The sequence below is a fragment of the Actinomadura sp. NPDC000600 genome (genome assembly GCF_040492135.1).
GTDB lineage: Bacteria > Actinomycetota > Actinomycetes > Streptosporangiales > Streptosporangiaceae > Spirillospora.
The window spans coordinates 24,221-44,067 of record NZ_JBEUPD010000047.1; the positions used below are offsets into that span (position 1 = coordinate 24,221).

Here is a 19,847-nt window from a genome sequence, read left to right on the forward strand (position 1 = left end):
CCCCGGCTCGTGATCCACGGCCGGGGACCGCCCCCGCCGGCATGTCCGAAGCCCTCTCGTCCCGCGCGGACGCGGGACGCCGCGCCCGGGGCTCCTCAGCGGCGGGTCAGCCCTGCGCCCGTGCCGTCGCGGTTCAACGAGGTTGTCCGTTTGTGACCTATTTTTCGGTGCGGGACCGCGCACCGGCGCCGGGCGGGTAGCCTCGGGCTGCCGCGCCCCCCTTGACCCTCCCTTGACCCCGGCGCGGGCGTTCCGTGTTGGAGGCGGGATGGATTTCCTGATGTCCCTCATGCTCGGCGTCGTCTACCAGGCCGACTCGCTGCTGATGGAGTCCCGGCAGGTGATCGGGATCGTCGCCGCGTTCCTGGCCGCGGTGCTCGCCGCCCAGTTCGGCTGGCACGGCACCGACCGCGTCATCGGCCGGCGCCAGCGCTCCGAGGACTGAGCGCTCCGAGCCCTGACCGCTCGAAGGGCCGAGCATGTGAGGGGCGGCCGGGGCCGCGCGCCCTCAGCGCAGTCTCGCCCGCAGGGCCCGCTCGGCGGCGGGCCACTCGTCGTCCGTCATCGCGTAGGCGGCGGTGTCGCGGATCGAGCCGTCCGCGCGGATCCGGTGCTTGCGGTGGACGCCCTCGAACGACGCCCCGAGCCGCTCGATCGCCGCACGCGACCGCTCGTTGCGGACGTGCGTGTGCCACCCGACCCGGATCGCTCCCAGATCGCCGAACGCGCGGCCCATCAGGAGCAGTTTCGCCTCGGTGTTGAGGCCCGTCCGGTGCCACCGCGCCCCGAGCCAGGTGTGGCCGATGCACAGGCCGCGATGGGACGGGGAGATCTCGTAGTAGGAGGTCATCCCGGCGACCTCGCCGGTCACCGCGTCGATCTGGACCCAGGGCAGGCGCAGCCCGCGCTCGCAGGCCGCCAGCGCCGTGTCGACCAGTGCGCGCATGTCCGCGGCGCCCGCCGGCTGACGCTCGTTCATCCAGGTCCACAGTCCCGGGTCCTTGGACGCCTCGAACAGCCCGTCGGAGTGCTCGGCGGCCAGCGGCTCCAGCCGCACGTACCGTCCGGTCAGGACGGGTCGCTCGAACCATGCGCCGCTCAACCGTTCGTCGCTCATGCCGAGCACGCTAGGAGCCCGGGGCGGACTCCGGCAGAGCCACTTGGCGCCGTTATCCGCAAGCCACTCGCGCGGGCGCTCCCCGGGAAGTCCCTGGGCGGCCGTTCGCGGGCGGCCGGTTAGCATGGGTTCCTACGCGACTGGCGCGGTCAAGGTGGATCACCACCGGGGAGCGAACGACAGTCCGGACACCGCGCGCCTGGGTGGACGGGACCCCTTCCGGCCGGGCATTGCGCCCGGGGCCCGGTCCCGGCCGACATCCACGCGGAGGAACGCATGACGGCACAGATTCTGGACGGCAAGGCCACGGCCGCCGAGATCCGCTCGAACCTCAAGGTCCGCGTCGAGGCGCTCCGCGACCGCGGCGTGTCCGTCGGGCTCGGCACCGTCCTGGTCGGCGACGACCCCGGCAGCCACTCCTACGTGAACATGAAGCACCGCGACTGCGCCGAGGTCGGCATCGAGAGCATCCGCCGCGACCTGCCCGCCACCGCGTCCCAGGACGAGGTGGAGCGCGCCGTCGCCGAGCTGAACGCCGATCCCGCCTGCACCGGCTACATCGTCCAGCTGCCGCTCCCGAAGGGCCTGGACGAGCAGCGCGTGCTGGAGCGCATCGACCCCGCCAAGGACGCCGACGGCCTGCACCCGACGAACCTCGGCCGGCTCGTCCTGATGCAGCCGGGCCCGCTGCCGTGCACGCCGAAGGGCATCGTCGAGCTGCTGCGCCGCTTCGACGTCCCGCTGAGGGGCGCCGAGGTCACGGTCGTCGGCCGCGGCATCACCGTCGGACGCTCCCTCGGCCTGCTGCTGACCCGCCGCAGCGAGAACGCGACCGTCACCCTCTGCCACACCGCGACCCGCGACCTCGCCGAGCACACCCGCAAGGCCGACATCGTCGTCGCCGCCGCGGGCGTTCCCGGCCTCATCACCGCCGACATGGTCAAGCCCGGCGCCGCCGTCCTCGACGTGGGCGTCTCCCGGGTGGACGGCAAGCTCGCCGGCGACGTCGCCGCCGACGTCCGCGACGTCGCGGGCTGGGTCGCGCCCAACCCCGGCGGCGTCGGCCCGATGACCCGCGCGATGCTGCTCGCGAATGTCGTCGAGGCCGCCGAGCAGACCCGCTGACCGACCGCCGTCCCGAGACGGCGCGCCGCGGGGGCCGCCACCCAGCACCGGGTGGCGGCCCCCGCTCACGCAGCCCTGGCCGCGCCGTCACATACGCGGCCGTATGGGGGGCTCAGCGATCGCCCTCTGGTTTGCGCTGCCGGGGAGGGCGACCGCAGGTCTCACATCAGCTGGCCCTCCGTCCCGCGGCCGTGCTGTGCGCCGGACGGCCCGGCGCGTGGGTGTGGCCCGTCGTGCCCGGCCGGCGCGTCTCGGTGGTGCCGCGCACCCCGGGGACGCGCCCGTCCATCGGCGGACGTCCCTGCTGGGGGACGTGCACCGGCGGCAGCGGTCGGACGAGGCCCATCGCGATGACCTCGTTGGCGAGCCGAGTGCGCCGGTTTGCGCCCTCGGGGATCCGGAACTTCTGATAGAGGCGCAGCAGATGCTGCTTGACCGCGGCCTCGGTGACGACCAGCTCGCCGGCGATGTCGCGTGCGGTGGCCGGAGCCACGAACGCCTCGTCGGACAGGGCGGGCCGGCACAGCGAGGTCAGCACGTCGACCTCGCGGCGGGTGAGCTCGGGTGCGACGGCGCGCCGCAGTTCGACGTCCGGGTCGACCTCCTCACGGGGGATGCCCCCCAACCGGCAGCGCGCCGTGCCGAAGCTCACGACGTCACCGTCCTCCAGTACACGGCGTGCGATCGGCCGGCCGTTGACGCGCGTCCCGTTGCGGGACAGGCCCATGTCCACCACGTAGACGTACGGGCCACGTCGGACGATCTCTGCGTGCAATCGGGACACACTCGGGTCGTCGAGGCGGATGTCCACTCCTCTCCCTCTCCCGACCGTCGTCACGTCGGGGCGCAGCGGCATCACCAGCCCGCTGTCCTCGATCCGCATGAACGGCCCCTCCACGGCAGTCCTCCCAGCTAGTTAGCGACCCCTGTCTGCCGGGTTACCCGGGCGCCGTGCCGTCACACCCTCCTACTGGCGAGTAGGACCGGTGGCGCAAGGGATTGCGGGCTCTCGGCCATCACCTGGGGCACATAGGACCCATCCGCATTCCGGCGGGGCGCGCGACCGAGAGCGCGCGATGTCGTGCCGGGACCCGAATGCCTATACCGTGAGGGCCATGAGCACCCAGGTGCATCGGCGCAGGCGCAAGGCGCCGCGTCGGAGGGGCGCCGCCCCGCACTGGCTCGCGCGGCTGCCGTACCTCCTCGTGCTCAGCGGCGTCGGCGCGGGACTCACCCTGTGCGCGTTCCACTACTTCCGCAAGGGCTCGGGCCTGATGGCCGCCGCGCTGCTCATCGGCGCGCTCGCCAGGCTGCTGCTGCCCGAGTCGCAGCTCGGCCCGCTCGCCGTCCGCAGCCGGTCGGTCGACTGCTGGACGCTCGTGATCCTCGGCGAGATGGTCGCGTTCGTCTCGCTGAGCGTCCCGCCGATGAACAAGACCGGGCTCGTGCTCGCCGGCGCGTTCGGCGTCCTGATCGCCCTCACGATGCTGGTGCGCGGTGTGCGGCTCCTCATCGCCGGGCGTTCCTCCCGGACGGGTGAAGGGCCGCCGGGCTAGCGCGTCCATGCAGGTGGGGGCGAGGGCGGGGGTCGCCGTGGCAAGGCCAGGTCTAGACCTCATGACCGCCTCGGCTAGCCTAGCCAGTTGAGCCTTACAAGGACTGCTGGCCAGGTGTAGGAAAGGGACAGCACAAGCATGCCCAAGATCAAAGTAGCGGGCCCGGTCGTCGAACTCGACGGCGACGAAATGACGCGGATCATCTGGAAATTCATCAAGGACCAGTTGATCCTGCCCTACCTCGATGTGGACCTGAAGTACTACGACCTGGGGATCGAGCACCGTGACGCCACGGACGACCAGGTCACCGTCGACGCCGCCAACGCCATCCTGGAGCACGGCGTGGGCGTCAAGTGCGCGACCATCACCCCCGACGAGGCGCGCGTCGAGGAGTTCGGCCTGAAGAAGATGTGGCGGTCCCCGAACGGGACGATCCGCAACATCCTGGGCGGCGTGATCTTCCGCGAGCCGATCGTTGTCTCCAACATCCCCCGCCTGGTCCCCGGTTGGACGAAGCCGATCATCATCGGCCGCCACGCCCACGGCGACCAGTACAAGGCCACCGACTTCGTCGTGCCCGGCCCCGGCAAGGTGACGATCACCTACACCCCCGAGAACGAGGGTGAGCCGATGGAGTTCGAGATCGCGAACTTCCCCGGCGGCGGCGTGGCCATGGGCATGTACAACTTCGACGACTCGATCCGCGACTTCGCCCGGACGAGCATGCGGTACGCGCTCAACCGCGAGATGCCGCTGTACATGTCGACGAAGAACACGATCCTCAAGGCCTACGACGGCCGGTTCAAGGACCTCTTCCAGGAGATCTACGAGACCGAGTTCAAGGCCGAGTTCGAGTCCAAGGGCCTCACCTACGAGCACCGCCTCATCGACGACATGGTCGCCGCGGCGCTCAAGTGGGAGGGCGGGTTCGTCTGGGCCGCCAAGAACTACGACGGCGACGTCCAGTCCGACACCCTCGCGCAGGGCTTCGGCTCCCTCGGCCTCATGACCTCCGTCCTCATGACCCCGGACGGCAGGACCGTCGAGGCGGAGGCCGCGCACGGCACGGTGACCCGGCACTACCGGCAGCACCAGCAGGGCAAGCCGACGTCGACCAACCCCATCGCGTCGATCTTCGCCTGGACGCGCGGGCTGGAGCACCGCGGCAAGCTCGACGGCCAGCCCGAGGTCATCGACTTCGCCCGCAAGCTGGAGCAGGTCTGCATCGAGACCGTCGAGAGCGGCCAGATGACCAAGGACCTGGCGCTGCTCGTCGGCGGCGAGACCCCCTGGCTGACCACGCAGGGCTTCCTGGAGGCGCTCGACACCAACCTCCAGAAGAAGATCAACTCCTGATCTGGCCCCCCGGCGGAGTCGACCTGTCGCAGGCGGTCGACTTCGCGTAGGCGGTCGAGGGCCGTCCCGGATCCGTCCGGGGCGGCCCTTCCGCCTTCTCGGGACCGCATCCAGCCTTTCCGGACGGCGTTCCGCCTGTTCGGGGACGGGGTGGCATGCCGGGAGGTGCACCTGGACGGGCGCGGGTAGGACGTGCGCGATAGCCTGGCACCGCAACTATCTCGACGGCGAGAGAACCCGCGCCGGCCGGCGCATGCGGGCGGCCTCTCGGGCGGTCGGGTTCCCAAGGATGGCCGCCTGAGCCCCGTCAGGTCACAGCAGGAGAAGGACGCATGACTCGCACCCCAGTCACCGTTACCGTTACCGGCGCCGCGGGCCAGATCGGCTACGCGCTGCTGTTCCGCATCGCGTCCGGGCACCTCCTCGGCGCGGACGTGCCCGTACGCTTGCGCCTGCTGGAGATTCCGCAGGCGGTGAAGGCCGCCGAGGGCACCGCGATGGAACTGGACGACTGCGCGTTCCCGCTGCTGTCCGGCATCGACATCTTCGACGACGCCGGGCGCGCGTTCGAGGGGACGAACGTCGCGCTGCTGGTCGGCGCCCGCCCGCGCACGAAGGGCATGGAGCGCGGCGACCTGCTGGAGGCCAACGGCGGCATCTTCAAGCCGCAGGGCGAGGCGATCAACGCTGGCGCGGCCGACGACGTCAAGGTCCTGGTGGTCGGCAACCCGGCGAACACCAACGCGCTGATCGCGCAGCAGCACGCCCCGGACGTCCCGGCCGAGCGGTTCACCGCGATGACGCGCCTCGACCACAACCGCGCGCTGGCGCAGCTGTCGAAGAAGGCGGGCGTCTCGGTCGCCGACCTCCGGAAGATGACGATCTGGGGCAACCACTCCGCCACGCAGTACCCGGACCTGTTCCACGCCGAGATCGCCGGCAAGAACGCCGCCGAGACGGTGAACGACCAGAACTGGCTGGAGAACGACTTCATCCCGACCGTCGCCAAGCGCGGCGCCGCGATCATCGAGGCGCGGGGCGCGTCGTCGGCGGCGTCGGCCGCGTCCGCCGCGATCGACCACGTGCACACCTGGGTGAACGGCACCGCCGACGGCGACTGGACGTCCATGGCGGTCGTGTCGGACGGCTCCTACGGCGTCCCGGAGGGCCTGATCTCGTCCTTCCCGGTCACCACCGAGGACGGCGAGTGGGAGATCGTCCAGGGCCTGGAGATCGACGACTTCTCCCGCGCCCGGATCGACGCCTCGGTGAACGAGCTGTCGGAGGAGCGCGACGCCGTCCGCAAGCTCGGCCTCATCTGACCCGCTCCCTCTGCTTCATCCGCTTCACGGACGAGCCCCGGACCGCCCAGGTCCGGGGCTCGTCCCATGCGCACCCCGCCAGGCCGGACCGAGGGTGCAGGGGACGAGGGGCGGGTCGTGCGTCCCAAGGCGCGTCGTCCGCGGGTCGGTGTGCTCAGGGGGCGGCGGCGGGTGCAAATGATCTGAAGGCGTCGGTATCGGTCGCTAGGGTGTGATCGCTCGGAAAGTGATCGGGGGAGGCGTGCCGGTGGCCGAACAGGCGTTCCAGGTGGATCTGCGGGGCGTGGTGGATCTGCTGAGCCGCCATCTCTACGCCAGCCCGCGGGTCTACCTGCGGGAGCTGCTGCAGAACGCGGTGGACGCGATCACGGCGCGCGGCGCGGGGGGCCGCGTCGAGATCGAGACGGGCGGCGGCGTGCTGTGCGTGCACGACGACGGCGTCGGCCTGACCGAGGACGAGGTCCACACGCTGCTGGCGACGATCGGGCGGTCGTCCAAGCGGGACGAGCTCGGGTTCGCGCGCCACGACTTCCTCGGCCAGTTCGGGATCGGGCTGCTGTCGGCGTTCCTCGTCGCGGACGAGATCGAGGTCGTGACGCGGTCCGCGCGCGGCGGCGGCCCCGTCCGGTGGACGGGGCGCTCCGAGGGCAGCTACCAGGTCGAACCAGGCGAGCGGGACGAGCCGGGCACGACGGTGACGCTGCGGGCCCGCCCGGGGTCGGCGGAGCTGCTGAGCCCGCCGGTCGTCGCCGAGCTGGCCGCCACGTACGGGTCGCTCCTGCCGGTCGAGCTGGTCGTGGACGGCGTCGCCGTCACCGGCGACGGACCCCCGTGGCGCGCGTCCTACCGCGACCCCGCCGACCGCAGGCGGGCGCTGGACCGCTACTGCGAGGACGTCTACGGGTACACCCCGTTCGACGTGGTCGACCTCGACGTGCCGGAGGCGGGGCTGACGGGCGTCGCGTTCGTCCTGCCCGAGCCGGTGGCGCCGTCCGCGCGCTCCGCGCACCGCGTCTACCTGAAGCGGATGCTGCTGGCCGAGCACGTCGAGGGCCTCCTGCCCGACTGGGCGTTCTTCGCGCGCTGCGTCGTGGACGCGGGGGAGCTGCGCCCGACCGCGAGCCGCGAGGCCCTCTACGAGGACGAGCTGCTGGAGTCGACGCGGCACGGCCTCGGCGAGGTGCTGCGGCAGTGGCTGGTGAAGCTCGCCGAGACCGACCCGGCGCGGCTGCGGGCGTTCCTGCGGCTGCACCAGCTCGGCGTCAAGGCGATGGCCCTGCACGACGACGACATGCTGCGGATCGTCGACCGGTGGCTGGAGTACGAGACGTCCTCCGGGCCGATGACCCTGCACGAGTTCCGCCGCCGCCACCCGGACGGCCGCTTCACCGCGAGCGTGGACGAGTTCCGGCGGCTGTCGGCGGTCGCGGGCGCCCAGGGCGTGGGCCTGGTCAACGGCGGCTACGTCCACGACACCGAGATCATCGAGCGGCTGCCCGACCTGGACCCCGACATCCGGCTCACGCGGCTGGACGCGGCGGAGCTGACCACCACGTTCGGCGTCCTCGACCCGGCGACCGAGCTGGCGCTGCGGCCGTTCCTCGCGGCGGCGCAGCGGGCGGTGGAGCGGCTCGGCTGCGAGGTGGTGGTCCGCGACTTCGATCCCGCGTCGCTGCCCGCGCTGTACCTGACGAGCCGGGACGCGCAGTTCCGCGAGGAGCTGGAGCGCGCGAAGGAGGAGGCGGGCGAGCTGTGGGCGGACGTGCTCGGCGCGGTCAACGCCTCCGCCGGCATCGACCGCCCCCAGCTCGTGCTGAACCACCGCAACCCGCTGGCGCGGCGCGTCACGGCGCTCGGCGACGGCGGGCCGGTCGAGCCCGCGGTCCAGGCCCTGTACGGGCAGGCGCTGCTGCTCGGCCACCATCCGCTGCGTCCCGCCGACACGGCTGTCCTGAACCGTTCCTTCATCGGCCTGCTGGAGTGGGCCGTCCACTCCCCGGAAGGTCCCGATGAGCACTGAGGACGTCTACGCGCTCATGGCGCGGTCGCAGGAGCTTCCCTACGGGGAGGCCCGCACCGTCCTGGTCGAGGACGCGCTGCGCCGCGCGGAGGCGGCCGGCGACGAGGTGCTGGCGTTCCACGTGCGGATCAGGCTGACCGACGCCTACCGGTACGGCGGCGAGCCCGCGAAGGCGTTCGCGACGTTCGGCCGCACGCTGGCCGACCACGACCGCGACCCCGCCCGGTTCGACGAGACGCACAACCTGCTGTGGCAGATGAAGGCGGCGGTCAGCTCCCTGACCCTGTTCCCGGAGATCCCGCTGGACCGCGCCTTCGCCGTCCTGGACGACATGGAGCGCCGCTACAAGACGGGCGGCCACAGCCTCCAGGCGGTGTACCACTACCGCAACGTGGTGGCGCGGCACATCGGCGACGGTTCGGCCGACGAGTGGTTCGTGAAGTGGCGCACGGCCGAGCGGGACGAGCTGTCCGACTGCGAGGGCTGCGACCCGACCGGAATGGTCCGCCACCTGGTCGAGGCCGGGCGGCACAAGGAGGCGTTCCAGATCGCCGCGCCCGTGCTGAGCGCGCAGCTGCGCTGCAACGAGCAGCCGCAGTCGATCCGGACGGCGATGCTGCCGGTCTACCTGCGCACGGGCCGCCTGGAGAAGGCCGCCGACGCGCACCGCCGCGCCTACCGGGTGCACCGGGCCCGCCTCGCCGACCTCGGCGACATCGCCGACCACCTGGAGTTCTGCGCGGTCACCGGCAACGAGGCGCGCGGCCTGGAGATCCTCCAGCGGCACATCGGCTGGCTCGACCGGGCCCCGTCCACGCACGCCGACATGAACTTCTCCGCCGCGGCGGCCCTCGTGCTGGGGCGGGTCGAGGCGGCCGGCCACGGCGCCGCGACCGTCCGCCGCCCGGCGGCGGGCGACCGCCCGGCCGCGGACGTGCCCGTGCCCGAGCTCCGCGCCGAGCTGGCCGAACGCGCGACGGCGCTGGCGGCCCGCTTCGACGCCCGCAACGGCACGTCCCACCAGGGCGACGAGGTGCGCGCCACGCTGGCGGCCGAGCCGGTCGTCGACTTCCTGCCGCTGGCCCCCCACCACCGCCGTTCGGTCCCCGCCCCCGCGCGGCGGACCGACCCCGCCCCCGAGCCGCGGACCGACGCCGCCCCCGAGCCGCGGAGCGACGCGGTGCCCGAGCCGCGGAACGGCTCCGCCTCTTCCGCGGACGTCTCCGACCTCGCGTCGGTGGACGATCTCGACGAGCTGCTCGAACGGGTGGACCGGTGCCGCAGGGAGGAGGACCTGCCCGGCATGCTGGCGGCCTGCCGGCGGTTCGACGCCGTTGCCGAGACCACCGAGCCGACGCCCCTTCAGAGGGCCCGCCGCATTGACGGCCGGGGCATCGAATTCGCCATCGACGGGAACGCCCAGGGCGCGGTCGAGTGCTGGGAGGAAGCGGCCCGGCTCTACGCCGAACTGGGCGACGAGACGGGTCGGCACCGCGTGCTCGGCCGCCTCGGCGCCATGCGCATCGACCTCGGCGACGAGGGCGGCCTGGAGCAGGTGATCGCGTCGGCCGAGCACCTCGCCGCGCACCCGGGGGAGGCGGGCGACGCCACGGGCGCGCTGCTCCGCCTCGCCACCGCGCAGATCAGGTTCGAGCGTCCGGCCGAGGCCCTCGCCACGCTCGACAGGGTCGACCTCGACGACGCGCCGGAATTCGCCGGAGAACTGTGGTTCCAGCGAGGGCAGGTGCTTCTGCGGACCGGTGACGCCGAGGCCGCGGAGGAGGCGCTGCGCCGCTCCCTTGACGCGTCGCGCGCCTCGGACCGGCCGGAGACGCTCGCCGCGCCCGCCCTGGCGCTCGCCGGCGTCCTGGCCCGGCGGGAGGGCGGGCCGGACGAGGAGGCGTTCGCCCTGTTCGACGAGGCGCTCGCCGTCCTGCGCGGCCCCTCGCCGCTGCGCGCGGCCGTGCACACCGACCGCGGCCTGACCTTCCTCGCCGCCGACCGCCCCGCGGACGCCGTCGCCGACCTCGTGGAGGCCATCGCGGCCTGGACGGCCGAGGGCATGCACGAGCAGGCCGTCCACATCCGCACGGACCTCGCCAACGCGTACCTGCGCACGGGCCGCCACCTGGAGGCCGCCGAGGTGGCCGAGGAGGCGCTGCCCGGCCTGGACGGCGAGAACGCCCGGAACTGCCGCCTGATCCTCGCGCACGCGCAGAAGGAGATGGGCGAGGAGGACGCGGCCGCGACCTTCGCCGACCTCGCCGAGGAGGCCGCGCGGGACGGCCGCCCCGACGCCGCCGCGCATTTCCTGGAGGAGGCCGCGGGCGTCCTGTCCGCCCTCGACAAGGACGCCCTGGCCGCCGCCCGGTTCGCCGAGGCCGCCGAGGCCTGCGAGAAGGCGGGCGACCCCTACGGGCTGGTCCGGACCCGCCGCCGCGCCGCGATGTGCCTGCTGTGGAGCGGCGACCGCGATAAGGCCGTCACCGCCATGGAGACGGCCCGTGCGGCCCTGGCCGGGCTCCCGCCGGACAACGAGCCCGCCCGCGTCTGGGAGACCGCCCTCGTCTCCTTCGACCAGGCCCGCCTCCTCGCCCAGGTGGGCCGCCTGCCCGAGGCCGCCGCCCACGCCGCCGCCGCCGCGGACGGCTTCACGACCTTGGACGAGACCGACGCCGCCGAAGAGGCCACCCGCCTCCACAACGACATCAAGGCGGCCATCGAGTAACAGGGGCCCCGGCTGCCTGGCCAGGCTCCTTGGTCAGGCTCCTTGGTCAGGCGACGCGGTGGGCGCCCTGGGAAGGGGCGGCCTCCAGGAAGTCGGGGGGCGTCCAGCCGCGCCTGGTGTAGGCGTCGGTGATCGCGTCGCGGACCTTCGGGGCCCGTGCGGCGGGGGCGAGGACGATGACGGAGCCGCCGAAGCCGCCGCCCACCATGCGGCCGCCCCGGGCGCCCGCGCGCAGCGCGGCGTCGACGGTGGCGTCGGCCTCGGGCCAGGAGATCTCGAACTGGTCGCGCAGGGACAGGTGCGAGGCGTTCAGCATGGCGCCGAGCTCCGGGAGGGCCCCGGCGCGCAGCAGCCCCACGGCGGCCTCGACGCGGTGGTTCTCGGTCACGACGTGCTGGACGCGGCGCCGCAGGACGGGGTCGCGCAGCGACGCGAGGGCGGCGGCGAGGTCCTTGACGTCGCGCAGGGCGTCCACGCCGAGGAGGGACGCGGCCTCCTCGCACTCCGCGCGGCGGCGGCCGTAGTCGCCGCCGGTCAGCGCGTGCGAGGCCCGCGTGTCGACCACCAGCAGGACCATGCCCGCGGCCGCCGGGTCGAACGGGACCTGCGACGACAGCCCGCTGCGGCAGTCGAGCATCAGCGCGTGGCCGGGCGTGCACAGCAGCGAGGCCGACTGGTCCATGAGGCCGCACGGCATGCCGACCTGCTCGTTCTCGGCGCGCTGCGCGAGCCGGGCCAGGGCGGGCCGGTCGATCTCGACGCCGTGCAGGTCGCACAGGGCCAGCGCGGTCGCGCACTCCAGGGCCGCGGACGAGGAGAGGCCCGCGCCCTGCGGGAGGTCGGAGTCGACCAGCAGGGACGCGCCGCCCGTCCCGTGCTCGCGCAGCACGCGCGCGACGCCGACCGGGTAGGCGGCCCACTGCCGGTCGGCGGGCCAGTGCTCGGAGGCGACCGTTCCGCCGTCCACGGGCGCGGTGACGGCGGTGGCCGCCTGCAGCGACCGCACCTCAACCACGCCGTCGTCGCGGGGGGCGGCGGCGACCGAGACGCCGCGCGGAAGCGCGAACGGCAGGACGAAGCCGTCGTTGTAGTCGGTGTGCTCGCCGATCAGGTTGACCCGTCCGGGGGCGCGCCACACGCCCTCGGGGGCCCGCCCGAACGCCTCGGCGAAGCTCGCGCTCAGCGTCTCGGTCATCGGGGTCTCGGTCATCGGGAGCGCAGGAACGTCCACGCGTCGTCGACCATGGTGCGCAGGTCGCGCTCGGGCTTCCACCCGAGCCGCGTCTGGATCTTCTCCGACGAGGCGACCAGCACGGCGGGGTCGCCGGCGCGGCGCGGCGCCACCTCGGTCGGGATGTCGCGGCCGGTGACCTCGCGGCAGACCTCGACGACCTCGCGGACGGAGCTGCCGGTGCCGCTGCCCAGGTTGAAGATCTCGTGGCGGCCCGGCTCGCAGGCCTCCAGCGCGAGCAGGTGGGCGCGGCCGAGGTCGGTCACGTGGATGTAGTCGCGGACGCAGGTGCCGTCCGGCGTCGGGTAGTCGTCGCCGAACATCTTCACGGTCTGGCCGTTCCCCTGCGCGATCTTCAGCACGTTCGGGATCAGGTGGGTCTCGACCGCGTGCCGCTCGCCGAGCCGCCCGTAGGCGCCGGCGACGTTGAAGTACCGCAGCGACACCCCGCCGACGCCGTGCAGCCGCGCGTACTCGGCGAGCGCCGTGTCGATCGCGAGCTTGGACGCCCCGTAGGGGTTGGTCGGTCGGGTCGGGTCGGTCTCCAGGATCGGTGCCGACTCCGGCTCGCCGTAGGTCGCGGCGGTCGAGGAGAACACGATGCGGGGGACGCCCGCGACGCGCATCGCCTCCAGCAGGGCGAGGGACTCGCCGAGGTTCTTGTCCCAGTACAGGCCCGGCTTCTGGACGGACTCCCCGACGAGCGACTTGGCCGCGAAGTGCAGCACGGCGTCGAACCCGGCGCCGCCGAGCACCTCCGCCGCCGTGTCGCGCATCGTGCCGCGCACCAGCCGGGCGCCGTCGGGCACCGCGTCCTCGTGCCCGGTGGACAGGTCGTCGAGCACGACGACCTCGTGCCCCGCCTCCAGGAGCAGAGCGGAGACGACGCTGCCGACATAGCCGGCGCCTCCGGTGACGAGCAGCTTCACTGACGGACCTCCACGACGAGACTCCGGCTGGTTCACGACGATCAGGGACGATCCGGACGGCGGGGGCCGTCCAGGCTGGTGCGTCCAGGCTATGGGGTCCGCCCAGGCTATCCGGAACGCCGAACGGGGAAGGCTGAACCCATGGACCGGACGCCGTCCCGGCCGCCCGTGGGGCCCGCGGGCGCGCTCGCCCGCCCTCTCGTGTGGCTGCTGTCGAGTTCCACCCAGCTCGTCGTGCGGCTCTCGGGCGGCGACCCGGGCGCGCTCCGCGAGGAGATCACCGCGGAGCGGATGCGGGTGCTGGTGGCGCAGAACACCCAGCTCACCGCCGACGAGCGGGCGCTGATCGGGGAGGTGTTCGCGGCGGGGGAGCGGCCGCTGCGCGAGGTCCTCGTCCCGCGCACCGAGGTGGAGTTCCTGGACGCCTCGCTCCCGCTGACCGCCGCCGCGCGGATCGCCGCGGCCACCCCGCACTCGCGCTTCCCCGTCTGCCGCGACTCGCACGACGAGGTGATCGGCTTCGTGCACATCCGCGACCTGCTGGCCCCCGTCCTGCCGACGCTCCCCGACGCTCCCGTCCTGCCCGGTGGGGAGGCTTCGGGGGTGCGGGGCGCGGGTTCGGTGGGGGAGCTGGTGCGGCCGGTGAAGTTCCTGCCGGCCTCGAAGCGGGTGCTCCCGGCGCTGTCGGAGATGCGCCGCGAAGGCTGCCACCTGGCGATCGTCATGGACGAGTACGGCGGCGTCGCCGGCATCGTCACGCTGGAGGACCTCGTGGAGGAACTCATCGGTGACATCCGCGACGAATATGATGTACAGGACGCGCAGGCACGGCGCCTGCACGGCGGGGTGGTCGAGGTCGACGGCCTGCTCAACCTGGACGACTTCGCCGCCGAGACCGGCATCCGGCTGCCGGCCGGGCCGTACGAGACGGTCGCCGGGCACATCATGGCGGTGCTGCGCCGGGTGCCCGCCGAGGGCGACTCGGTGGAGGCCGGCGGGCGCCGGCTCGCGGTGGCCCGGATGGAGGGCCGGCGGGTGGCGCGCGTGCGCGTCATGCCGCGGGCGACGCCGCAGGCCCTACCGGTGCCGCCCGGCACGCCGTCCGCGACCCCGCGGACGGTGATCGGCGACGCCGCCGCCGGCTCCGGCACCCGGCAGGCCGCCGGCGGCGAAACCTCCGGTGACACCTGAGAGAATCGGTCCGTGCACATGCCCGAAGCGCCCAGCCCCGAAGCGTCCGCCGGAACGGCCGCGGCACCGCCGCGCGTGCTGTCCGGCATCCAGCCCACCGCCGACTCGTTCCACCTCGGCAACTACCTGGGGGCGCTCCGGCAGTGGGTCTCGATGCAGGACACCCATGACGCCTTCTACTGCGTGGTCGACCTGCACGCGATCACCGTCGAGCACGACCCCGCGCTGCTGCGCCGCCGCACCAAGGTCGCCGTCGCCCAGCTCCTCGCGATGGGCCTGGACCCCGAGCGCGCCACGGTGTTCGTGCAGAGCCACGTCCCCGAGCACGCCGAACTGGCCTGGGTGCTCGGCTGCCTGACCGGGTTCGGCGAGGCCCAGCGGATGACCCAGTTCAAGGACAAGTCGTCCAAGCAGGGCACGAGCGGGACGACCGTCGGCCTGTTCACCTACCCGGTCCTGCAGGCCGCCGACATCCTGCTCTACTCGCCCGACCCCACCGTCGAGGGCGACCGGGCGCTGCGCGTCCCCGTCGGCGAGGACCAGCGGCAGCACCTGGAGCTGACCCGCACCCTCGCGCAGCGGTTCAACCACCGCTTCGGCGAGACGTTCGTGCCGCCCGAGGCGCACATCCCCGCGGGCGCCGCGAAGATCACCGACCTGCAGGAGCCGGACGCCAAGATGAGCAAGTCGGCGTCCTCGCCGCAGGGCATCATCGACGTGCTGGAGGAGCCCGGCCCGATGCGCAAGAAGATCATGCGCGCGGTCACCGACACCGGCACCGAGGTCGTCTACGACGAGGAGAAGAAGGCCGGCGTCACCAACCTCCTGCGGATCTTCTCCGCGCTGGAGGGGACCTCGATCCCGGACCTCGAGGCCCGCTACGCGGGCTCCGGGTACGGGCAGTTCAAGAAGGACCTCGCACAGGTCGTCCTCGACACGTTCACCCCGATCAGGGAGCGCACCCTCAAGCTGCTGGACGACGAGGAGCGGCTCGACCAGGTGCTCGCCCTCGGCGCCGAGCGCGCCTCCAGGGTCGCCACCGCGACGATGGAGACCGTGCGCGAACGGGTGGGATTCGTGGGACGTGGTCGCTGACGGTCCCGCTCCCGACGCCGCGGAGGGCCCCGGGGAGGCGCCCTCCGCCGGCGGCGGTGTGATCCCCGCCGGCGGCACGCGCATGATCGGCGTGGCCATCCCGATCCCCGACCCGCACGGCGCGTTCCTCCAGGCCCGGCGCGCCTCGTTCGGCGATCCGCTCGCCTACTCGATCCCGGCGCACATCACGCTGCTGCCGCCGACCGAGATCCGTGACTCCGACCTCGACGCCGTCGAGGAGCACCTGCGCGGCGTCGCGAGCACCGAGAGCCCGTTCCCGATCAGGCTGCGCGGCAGCGGAACGTTCCGGCCGGTGTCACCGGTCGTGTTCGTGGCGCTCGCCGAAGGGATCGGCGGGTGCGAGCGGGTACAGGCGAAGGTCCTGTCGGGGCCGCTCGCCCGGCCGCTGCCGTTCCCGTACCACCCGCACGTCACCATCGCCCACCACCTCTCCGACAGCGTCATGGACCAGGCGTTCAAGGATCTCGCCGGCTACGGCGCCGACTTCGAGGCGTGGGGCTTCTCCCTGTACGAGCACGGGCAGGACGGCGTGTGGCGCCCGCAGTGCGACTTCATCTTCGGGGACGGCGCCGTGCCGTCGCCGGGTGGTTCCCGAGGCGGCTCCCCGCCCGCGTGAACCGGGGCGGGCGGCGCTTTGCCCGCCTGATGTGGCGGAAGACGCTGCGTTGACCGATCGATTACCGTCTGCGGCATCGAGTGGCCCCGGTTGGGTACGTTGCGTGCATGCGGCAGGTGATCGGCAGGGTCCAGCGGCGGAGCGAGTCCCTGTTCGGCGACGGGAAGGCCGCGCTGCGCCGTTCCCGGGAGCGCTCGCGGGGGTTCGACCACCTGGTGCGCGCGTTCGAGCGGTACCAGGAGCGCCGCGGCGACCGGCTCGCCGCCGCCCTCACCAGCTACGCGTTCCTGTCGTTCTTCCCGCTGATGGCGCTGGCGTACGCGCTGCTCGGCTATCTCGTCGGGGTCAGCGACGAGGCCCGCGACTACTTCGTCCGGGCGATCAACTCGCAGCTGCCGGGGCTCGCCGGCCAGCTGGACGTCGAGCAGATCGCCCAGTCGAAGACCGCCGTCGGCGTCCTCGGCCTGGTCGCGCTGCTGGTCACCGGGATCGGCTGGGTGCAGGTGCTGCGCGAGTCCCTGCGCGACATCTGGGGCAACGAGCCGGGCGGCGGCGGCAACTTCTTCCTGAAGCGGCTGTGGGACGGCGCCGTGCTGGCGTTCCTCGGTCTGATCCTGGTCTGCGGCATGGCGGTCACGACGGTCACGACGTCCGCCACCCACACCGTCCTCGGGTGGCTCGGGCTGGAGGACGTCCCCGGCGCCGGCACCGGGCTGCGGCTGCTGTCGCTGATCTGCGCGATCTTCTTCGACACCGTGGTCTTCCTGGCGCTGTTCTCCCGGCTGTCGGGCACCCGGGCGCCCTGGCGGCGGATCATCCGGGGCGCGCTGTTCGGCGCGGTCGGCTTCGAGATCCTCAAGCAGATCGCGGCGTTCCTGATCGGGCGGACGACGCAGAACCCCGTCTACGGCACGTTCGCCGTGCTCGTCGGGCTGATGGTGTGGATCAACATCGCGACCCGGTTCGCGCTGTTCGTCGCCGCCTGGACGGCGACGCGCCGCGTCATCCTCGCCGCGGACGCCACTAACCCGGAGAACAGCGCCGACCTCGCGGAGGTCGAGGAGCTCCAGGAACGCGCCGGCGAGAAGCCGGGCAGGCACGAGAAGCCGGGCAGGCACGAGAAGCCGGGTGAGGACGGGGAGACGCTCCAGGAAGAGGAGCCGGGGCGCCCCAGGAAGCCGGGCCGGCACGAGAAGGCAGGCGTGGACGAGGCAGGCGTGGACAAGGCGGGTGTGGACAAGGCGGGCGGGGGCGAGAAGCCGGTCCAGGCCCAGAAGCCGGTCCAGGCGTAGAGAGCCCGCGGCCGCGTCAGTGACGGCGGCGTCAGGACGGGACGGTCGTGCGGGACCAGAAGGCGTCGTCGGCGTACTGGTCCTCGGCCAGGGTCCGGATCTCGGTGATCTTCCCGTCCCGGATGCGGAACAGGTCGACCGAGCGGCCGTCCAGGACCTGTCCGGGACGCTCGGCGCAGGTCTGCACGAGGGCCGCGCCGTACTCGTCGTTGGCCATGATCGAGTAGGGCTCGGCGCGGAACGTCCCGCCGGACAGCTCGAACAGCCGGACGTAGAAGCCCAGGACCTCCTCGGGCGTCCGGTACACGCCGCAGATGGGCCCGCGCCCCGGGACGCGGTGCACGACGTCGTCGGCCAGGAGCCCGCGGATGAGGTCCATGTCGCCCTTGGCGAAGGCCGTGTAGCCGTCCTTCAGCAGCGTCACGTTCGGATGCTCGTCGAAGCCCGGTGGTGCCGGTGAGGGGGCGGGTGCGCCGGGCACGGGGACGTGCAAGTCGGACATGGCGCGTTTCCTCCCCCGAGGCGCCGTTCCGCCGTCCCGCGGCGGTGACGAGATCACCGGCGCCACCGCGAGCGTATGCCTCCTGGCCAGGGGGTGCCAGCGCCGTGGGAAGGGGTGGGAGAAGCTTTACCGGCCGCTGCGGTAGCGGGCCGCCTCCAGCCGCCGCCTGCGGCGCAGCACCACGAACAGCGCCGTGATCGCGAGCAGGGCGCCCACCGCGCCGCCGCCGACCAGCAGCCACATGCGCGAGGAGTCGTCGGAGGCGAGGGGCGCGTCGGGCAGCACGCCCGAGCCGCCGTCCTTGCGGGTCTTCTCGAGGTCGCCGGGCGGCACGAGGGCGCCCACCGGCTGCACCTTGCCGCGGGCCGCGAAGCCCCAGTTCAGCAGCTTGGCCGCGTAGGCCGACGGCGGCATGTCCGCCCGCATCAGCGAGATCACGATCGTGTGGCCGCCGCGGCGCGCCTCGGCGACGAACGTCTGCTGGGCGGCGATCGTGTAGCCGTTCTTGCCGCCGAGCATCCCGGGGTAGGCCAGCCGCTCGCCCGGGAGCATGTGGTTGTGCGTGTGGATCGGGTACCCGCCGACCTTCTTGCCCTTCTTGCGCTCCTTCTTCGTCGGGGGCGCCGGGAACTGGAAGTCGATCGCCTGCATGTAGGCGCGGTACTCGGGGTTCTTCATCCCCTCGCGCAGGATGAGCGCGAGGTCGTAGGCCGAGGTGTGCTGCGTCCGGACGTCCAGCCCGAGGTCCTTGTCCAGCCCGTTCGGGGACCCGGCGAGCGTGTCGCGCGCGTTGATCCGCCTGGCCTCGGCGTTCATGTCGGCGAGGGTCCTGCGCATCCCGCCGGCGGCCTCCGACAGCGTGACCGCCGCGTCGTTGGCGGACATCATCAGCAGCGCGTGGAACAGGTCGGAGACCTTGTACTGCATCTTCGGCGTCAGGCCGACCTTGGTGCCCTCGGTGTCGCACGCCTTCTGGGACGGCCGGACGAGCCGGTTCGGGTCCAGTTCGGGGACCAGCGTCAGCGCGGTGAGGGTCTTGAGGGTGCTGGCGGGCAGGTAGTGCCCGTGCGGGTCCTTGGCGGCGAGGACCTGGCCGGTGTCGGCGTCCGCGATCAGGTACGAGGCCGCCTTGATCTTCGGCGGGGCGGGGACGCCCGGTGCCGTGTTCGCGATGATCCCCCGGCTCGCGAGCCGGGGCCCGCCGACCGTCTCGCCGGCCGGCGCCGCGGTTGGGGCCGCGGCCGCCGGTCCCTCGGCGGGCGTCCTCCCGGCGCGTACGCCGGCGGGGGCGGCCGCGAAGGCGGGGGCCGCCGCGAGCGAGGCGGCCGTGACCGGCACGGTGATGACCGTCAGGGCGCGGCGGACGCCGGCCGGCCCTCGTCGCTGTCGTGACAAGCTCCCGACGCTCCTCAATCCCGTGGGAACGCGATCGCTCCCGGCGCGCAGGCGCCCAACGCCCATGACTCCCCCCGAAGACTAGGCGACCTATCCGGCGAAGAGGTACCCGATCACGAAACCGGCAAGCGAGGGACGGATGCGACCGACGCGACGGATGTGACGCAAGTGACAGACAGGACGTACGACGCAGCCGTCCCATAACGTTACGTATGGGACACCTTGGATCGGTTACGATCCGTCATCGACAGGATTTTCAGACGGGCCGACGGTATTTTGGACGGGCTGACTAGTTCGATCTAGTGGTGCGCACACCAAGATCGATGACCGAAAAGTAGGACCTCCGCCCGC

Annotated in this window: 17 protein-coding genes and 1 riboswitch; of the genes, 11 read left to right on the top strand and 6 right to left on the bottom strand. The window is 72.9% G+C overall.

Features of this window, described 5'->3' with window-relative positions:
• Positions 1-268 precede the first annotated feature (268 nt).
• A complete protein-coding gene (locus tag ABWI07_RS39170; RefSeq protein ID WP_160160889.1) occupies positions 269-445 on the top strand; it encodes a hypothetical protein in 177 nt (58 codons plus the stop codon).
• Between the two features lie 63 nt (positions 446-508).
• Here the strand turns inward: ABWI07_RS39170 and ABWI07_RS39175 are convergent, their stop codons facing one another.
• The gene (locus ABWI07_RS39175; RefSeq protein WP_353821629.1) at positions 509-1,117 is read right to left on the bottom strand and encodes a GNAT family N-acetyltransferase; all 609 of its coding nucleotides are present in this window, start codon (positions 1,115-1,117) and stop codon (positions 509-511) included.
• A 126-nt stretch (positions 1,118-1,243) separates the two neighbouring features.
• A riboswitch (ZMP/ZTP riboswitch) is annotated at positions 1,244-1,329 on the top strand.
• A 64-nt stretch (positions 1,330-1,393) separates the two neighbouring features.
• Between ABWI07_RS39175 and ABWI07_RS39180 the strand changes: the two genes are divergently transcribed.
• On the top strand, positions 1,394-2,242 hold the full coding sequence (locus ABWI07_RS39180) for a bifunctional methylenetetrahydrofolate dehydrogenase/methenyltetrahydrofolate cyclohydrolase (protein ID WP_149259030.1): 849 nt from the start codon (positions 1,394-1,396) through the stop codon (positions 2,240-2,242).
• Between the two features lie 166 nt (positions 2,243-2,408).
• Here ABWI07_RS39180 and ABWI07_RS39185 read toward each other — a convergent pair whose 3' ends face one another.
• Entirely contained in the window at positions 2,409-3,140 is a 732-nt protein-coding gene (locus ABWI07_RS39185; RefSeq protein WP_149259031.1) for an FHA domain-containing protein, read from the bottom strand.
• A 217-nt stretch (positions 3,141-3,357) separates the two neighbouring features.
• On the opposite strand from ABWI07_RS39185, the gene ABWI07_RS39190 reads away from it, so the two are divergent.
• The 5 genes from ABWI07_RS39190 (at position 3,358) to ABWI07_RS39210 (ending at position 11,224) form a co-directional block, all read left to right on the top strand.
• Complete coding sequence (locus ABWI07_RS39190; protein ID WP_149259032.1) at positions 3,358-3,798, top strand: DUF3017 domain-containing protein; 441 nt, start codon at positions 3,358-3,360, stop codon at positions 3,796-3,798.
• 138 nt (positions 3,799-3,936) lie between these two features.
• Positions 3,937-5,154, top strand: a complete 1,218-nt coding sequence (locus tag ABWI07_RS39195; RefSeq protein WP_149259033.1) for an NADP-dependent isocitrate dehydrogenase — start codon at positions 3,937-3,939, stop codon at positions 5,152-5,154.
• Positions 5,155-5,486: 332 nt separating this feature from the next.
• On the top strand, positions 5,487-6,476 hold the full coding sequence (locus ABWI07_RS39200; protein WP_149259034.1) for a malate dehydrogenase: 990 nt from the start codon (positions 5,487-5,489) through the stop codon (positions 6,474-6,476).
• 247 nt (positions 6,477-6,723) lie between these two features.
• Positions 6,724-8,496, top strand: a complete 1,773-nt coding sequence (locus tag ABWI07_RS39205; protein WP_353821630.1) for an HSP90 family protein — start codon at positions 6,724-6,726, stop codon at positions 8,494-8,496.
• Complete coding sequence (locus ABWI07_RS39210; protein WP_353821631.1) at positions 8,486-11,224, top strand: hypothetical protein; 2,739 nt, start codon at positions 8,486-8,488, stop codon at positions 11,222-11,224. Before ABWI07_RS39205 ends, ABWI07_RS39210 begins: the two co-directional genes overlap by 11 nt.
• A 46-nt stretch (positions 11,225-11,270) precedes the next feature.
• Here the strand turns inward: ABWI07_RS39210 and galK are convergent, their stop codons facing one another.
• Positions 11,271-12,434, bottom strand: a complete 1,164-nt coding sequence (gene galK, locus ABWI07_RS39215; protein WP_353821632.1) for a galactokinase — start codon at positions 12,432-12,434, stop codon at positions 11,271-11,273.
• A complete protein-coding gene (galE, locus tag ABWI07_RS39220; RefSeq protein ID WP_149259037.1) occupies positions 12,431-13,384 on the bottom strand; it encodes a UDP-glucose 4-epimerase GalE in 954 nt (317 codons plus the stop codon). The genes galK and galE overlap by 4 nt, the downstream gene beginning before the upstream one ends.
• 141 nt (positions 13,385-13,525) lie before the next feature.
• Between galE and ABWI07_RS39225 the strand changes: the two genes are divergently transcribed.
• From ABWI07_RS39225 to ABWI07_RS39240, 4 genes are all read left to right on the top strand, one after another.
• A complete protein-coding gene (locus ABWI07_RS39225; protein ID WP_149259038.1) occupies positions 13,526-14,575 on the top strand; it encodes a hemolysin family protein in 1,050 nt (349 codons plus the stop codon).
• A gap of 18 nt (positions 14,576-14,593) precedes the next feature.
• On the top strand, positions 14,594-15,670 hold the full coding sequence (gene trpS / locus ABWI07_RS39230) for a tryptophan--tRNA ligase (RefSeq protein WP_149259540.1): 1,077 nt from the start codon (positions 14,594-14,596) through the stop codon (positions 15,668-15,670).
• Positions 15,660-16,307: a 2'-5' RNA ligase family protein gene (locus ABWI07_RS39235; RefSeq protein ID WP_235036743.1), complete on the top strand. Its 648-nt coding sequence runs from the start codon at positions 15,660-15,662 to the stop codon at positions 16,305-16,307. The genes trpS and ABWI07_RS39235 overlap by 11 nt, the downstream gene beginning before the upstream one ends.
• 107 nt (positions 16,308-16,414) lie before the next feature.
• Positions 16,415-17,599: a YihY/virulence factor BrkB family protein gene (locus ABWI07_RS39240; RefSeq protein WP_353821633.1), complete on the top strand. Its 1,185-nt coding sequence runs from the start codon at positions 16,415-16,417 to the stop codon at positions 17,597-17,599.
• Between the two features lie 31 nt (positions 17,600-17,630).
• Here ABWI07_RS39240 and ABWI07_RS39245 read toward each other — a convergent pair whose 3' ends face one another.
• On the bottom strand, positions 17,631-18,101 hold the full coding sequence (locus ABWI07_RS39245; protein WP_149259040.1) for a nuclear transport factor 2 family protein: 471 nt from the start codon (positions 18,099-18,101) through the stop codon (positions 17,631-17,633).
• A 126-nt stretch (positions 18,102-18,227) separates the two neighbouring features.
• Complete coding sequence (locus ABWI07_RS39250; protein WP_353821634.1) at positions 18,228-19,496, bottom strand: D-alanyl-D-alanine carboxypeptidase family protein; 1,269 nt, start codon at positions 19,494-19,496, stop codon at positions 18,228-18,230.
• Between the last annotated feature and the right edge of the window lie 351 nt (positions 19,497-19,847).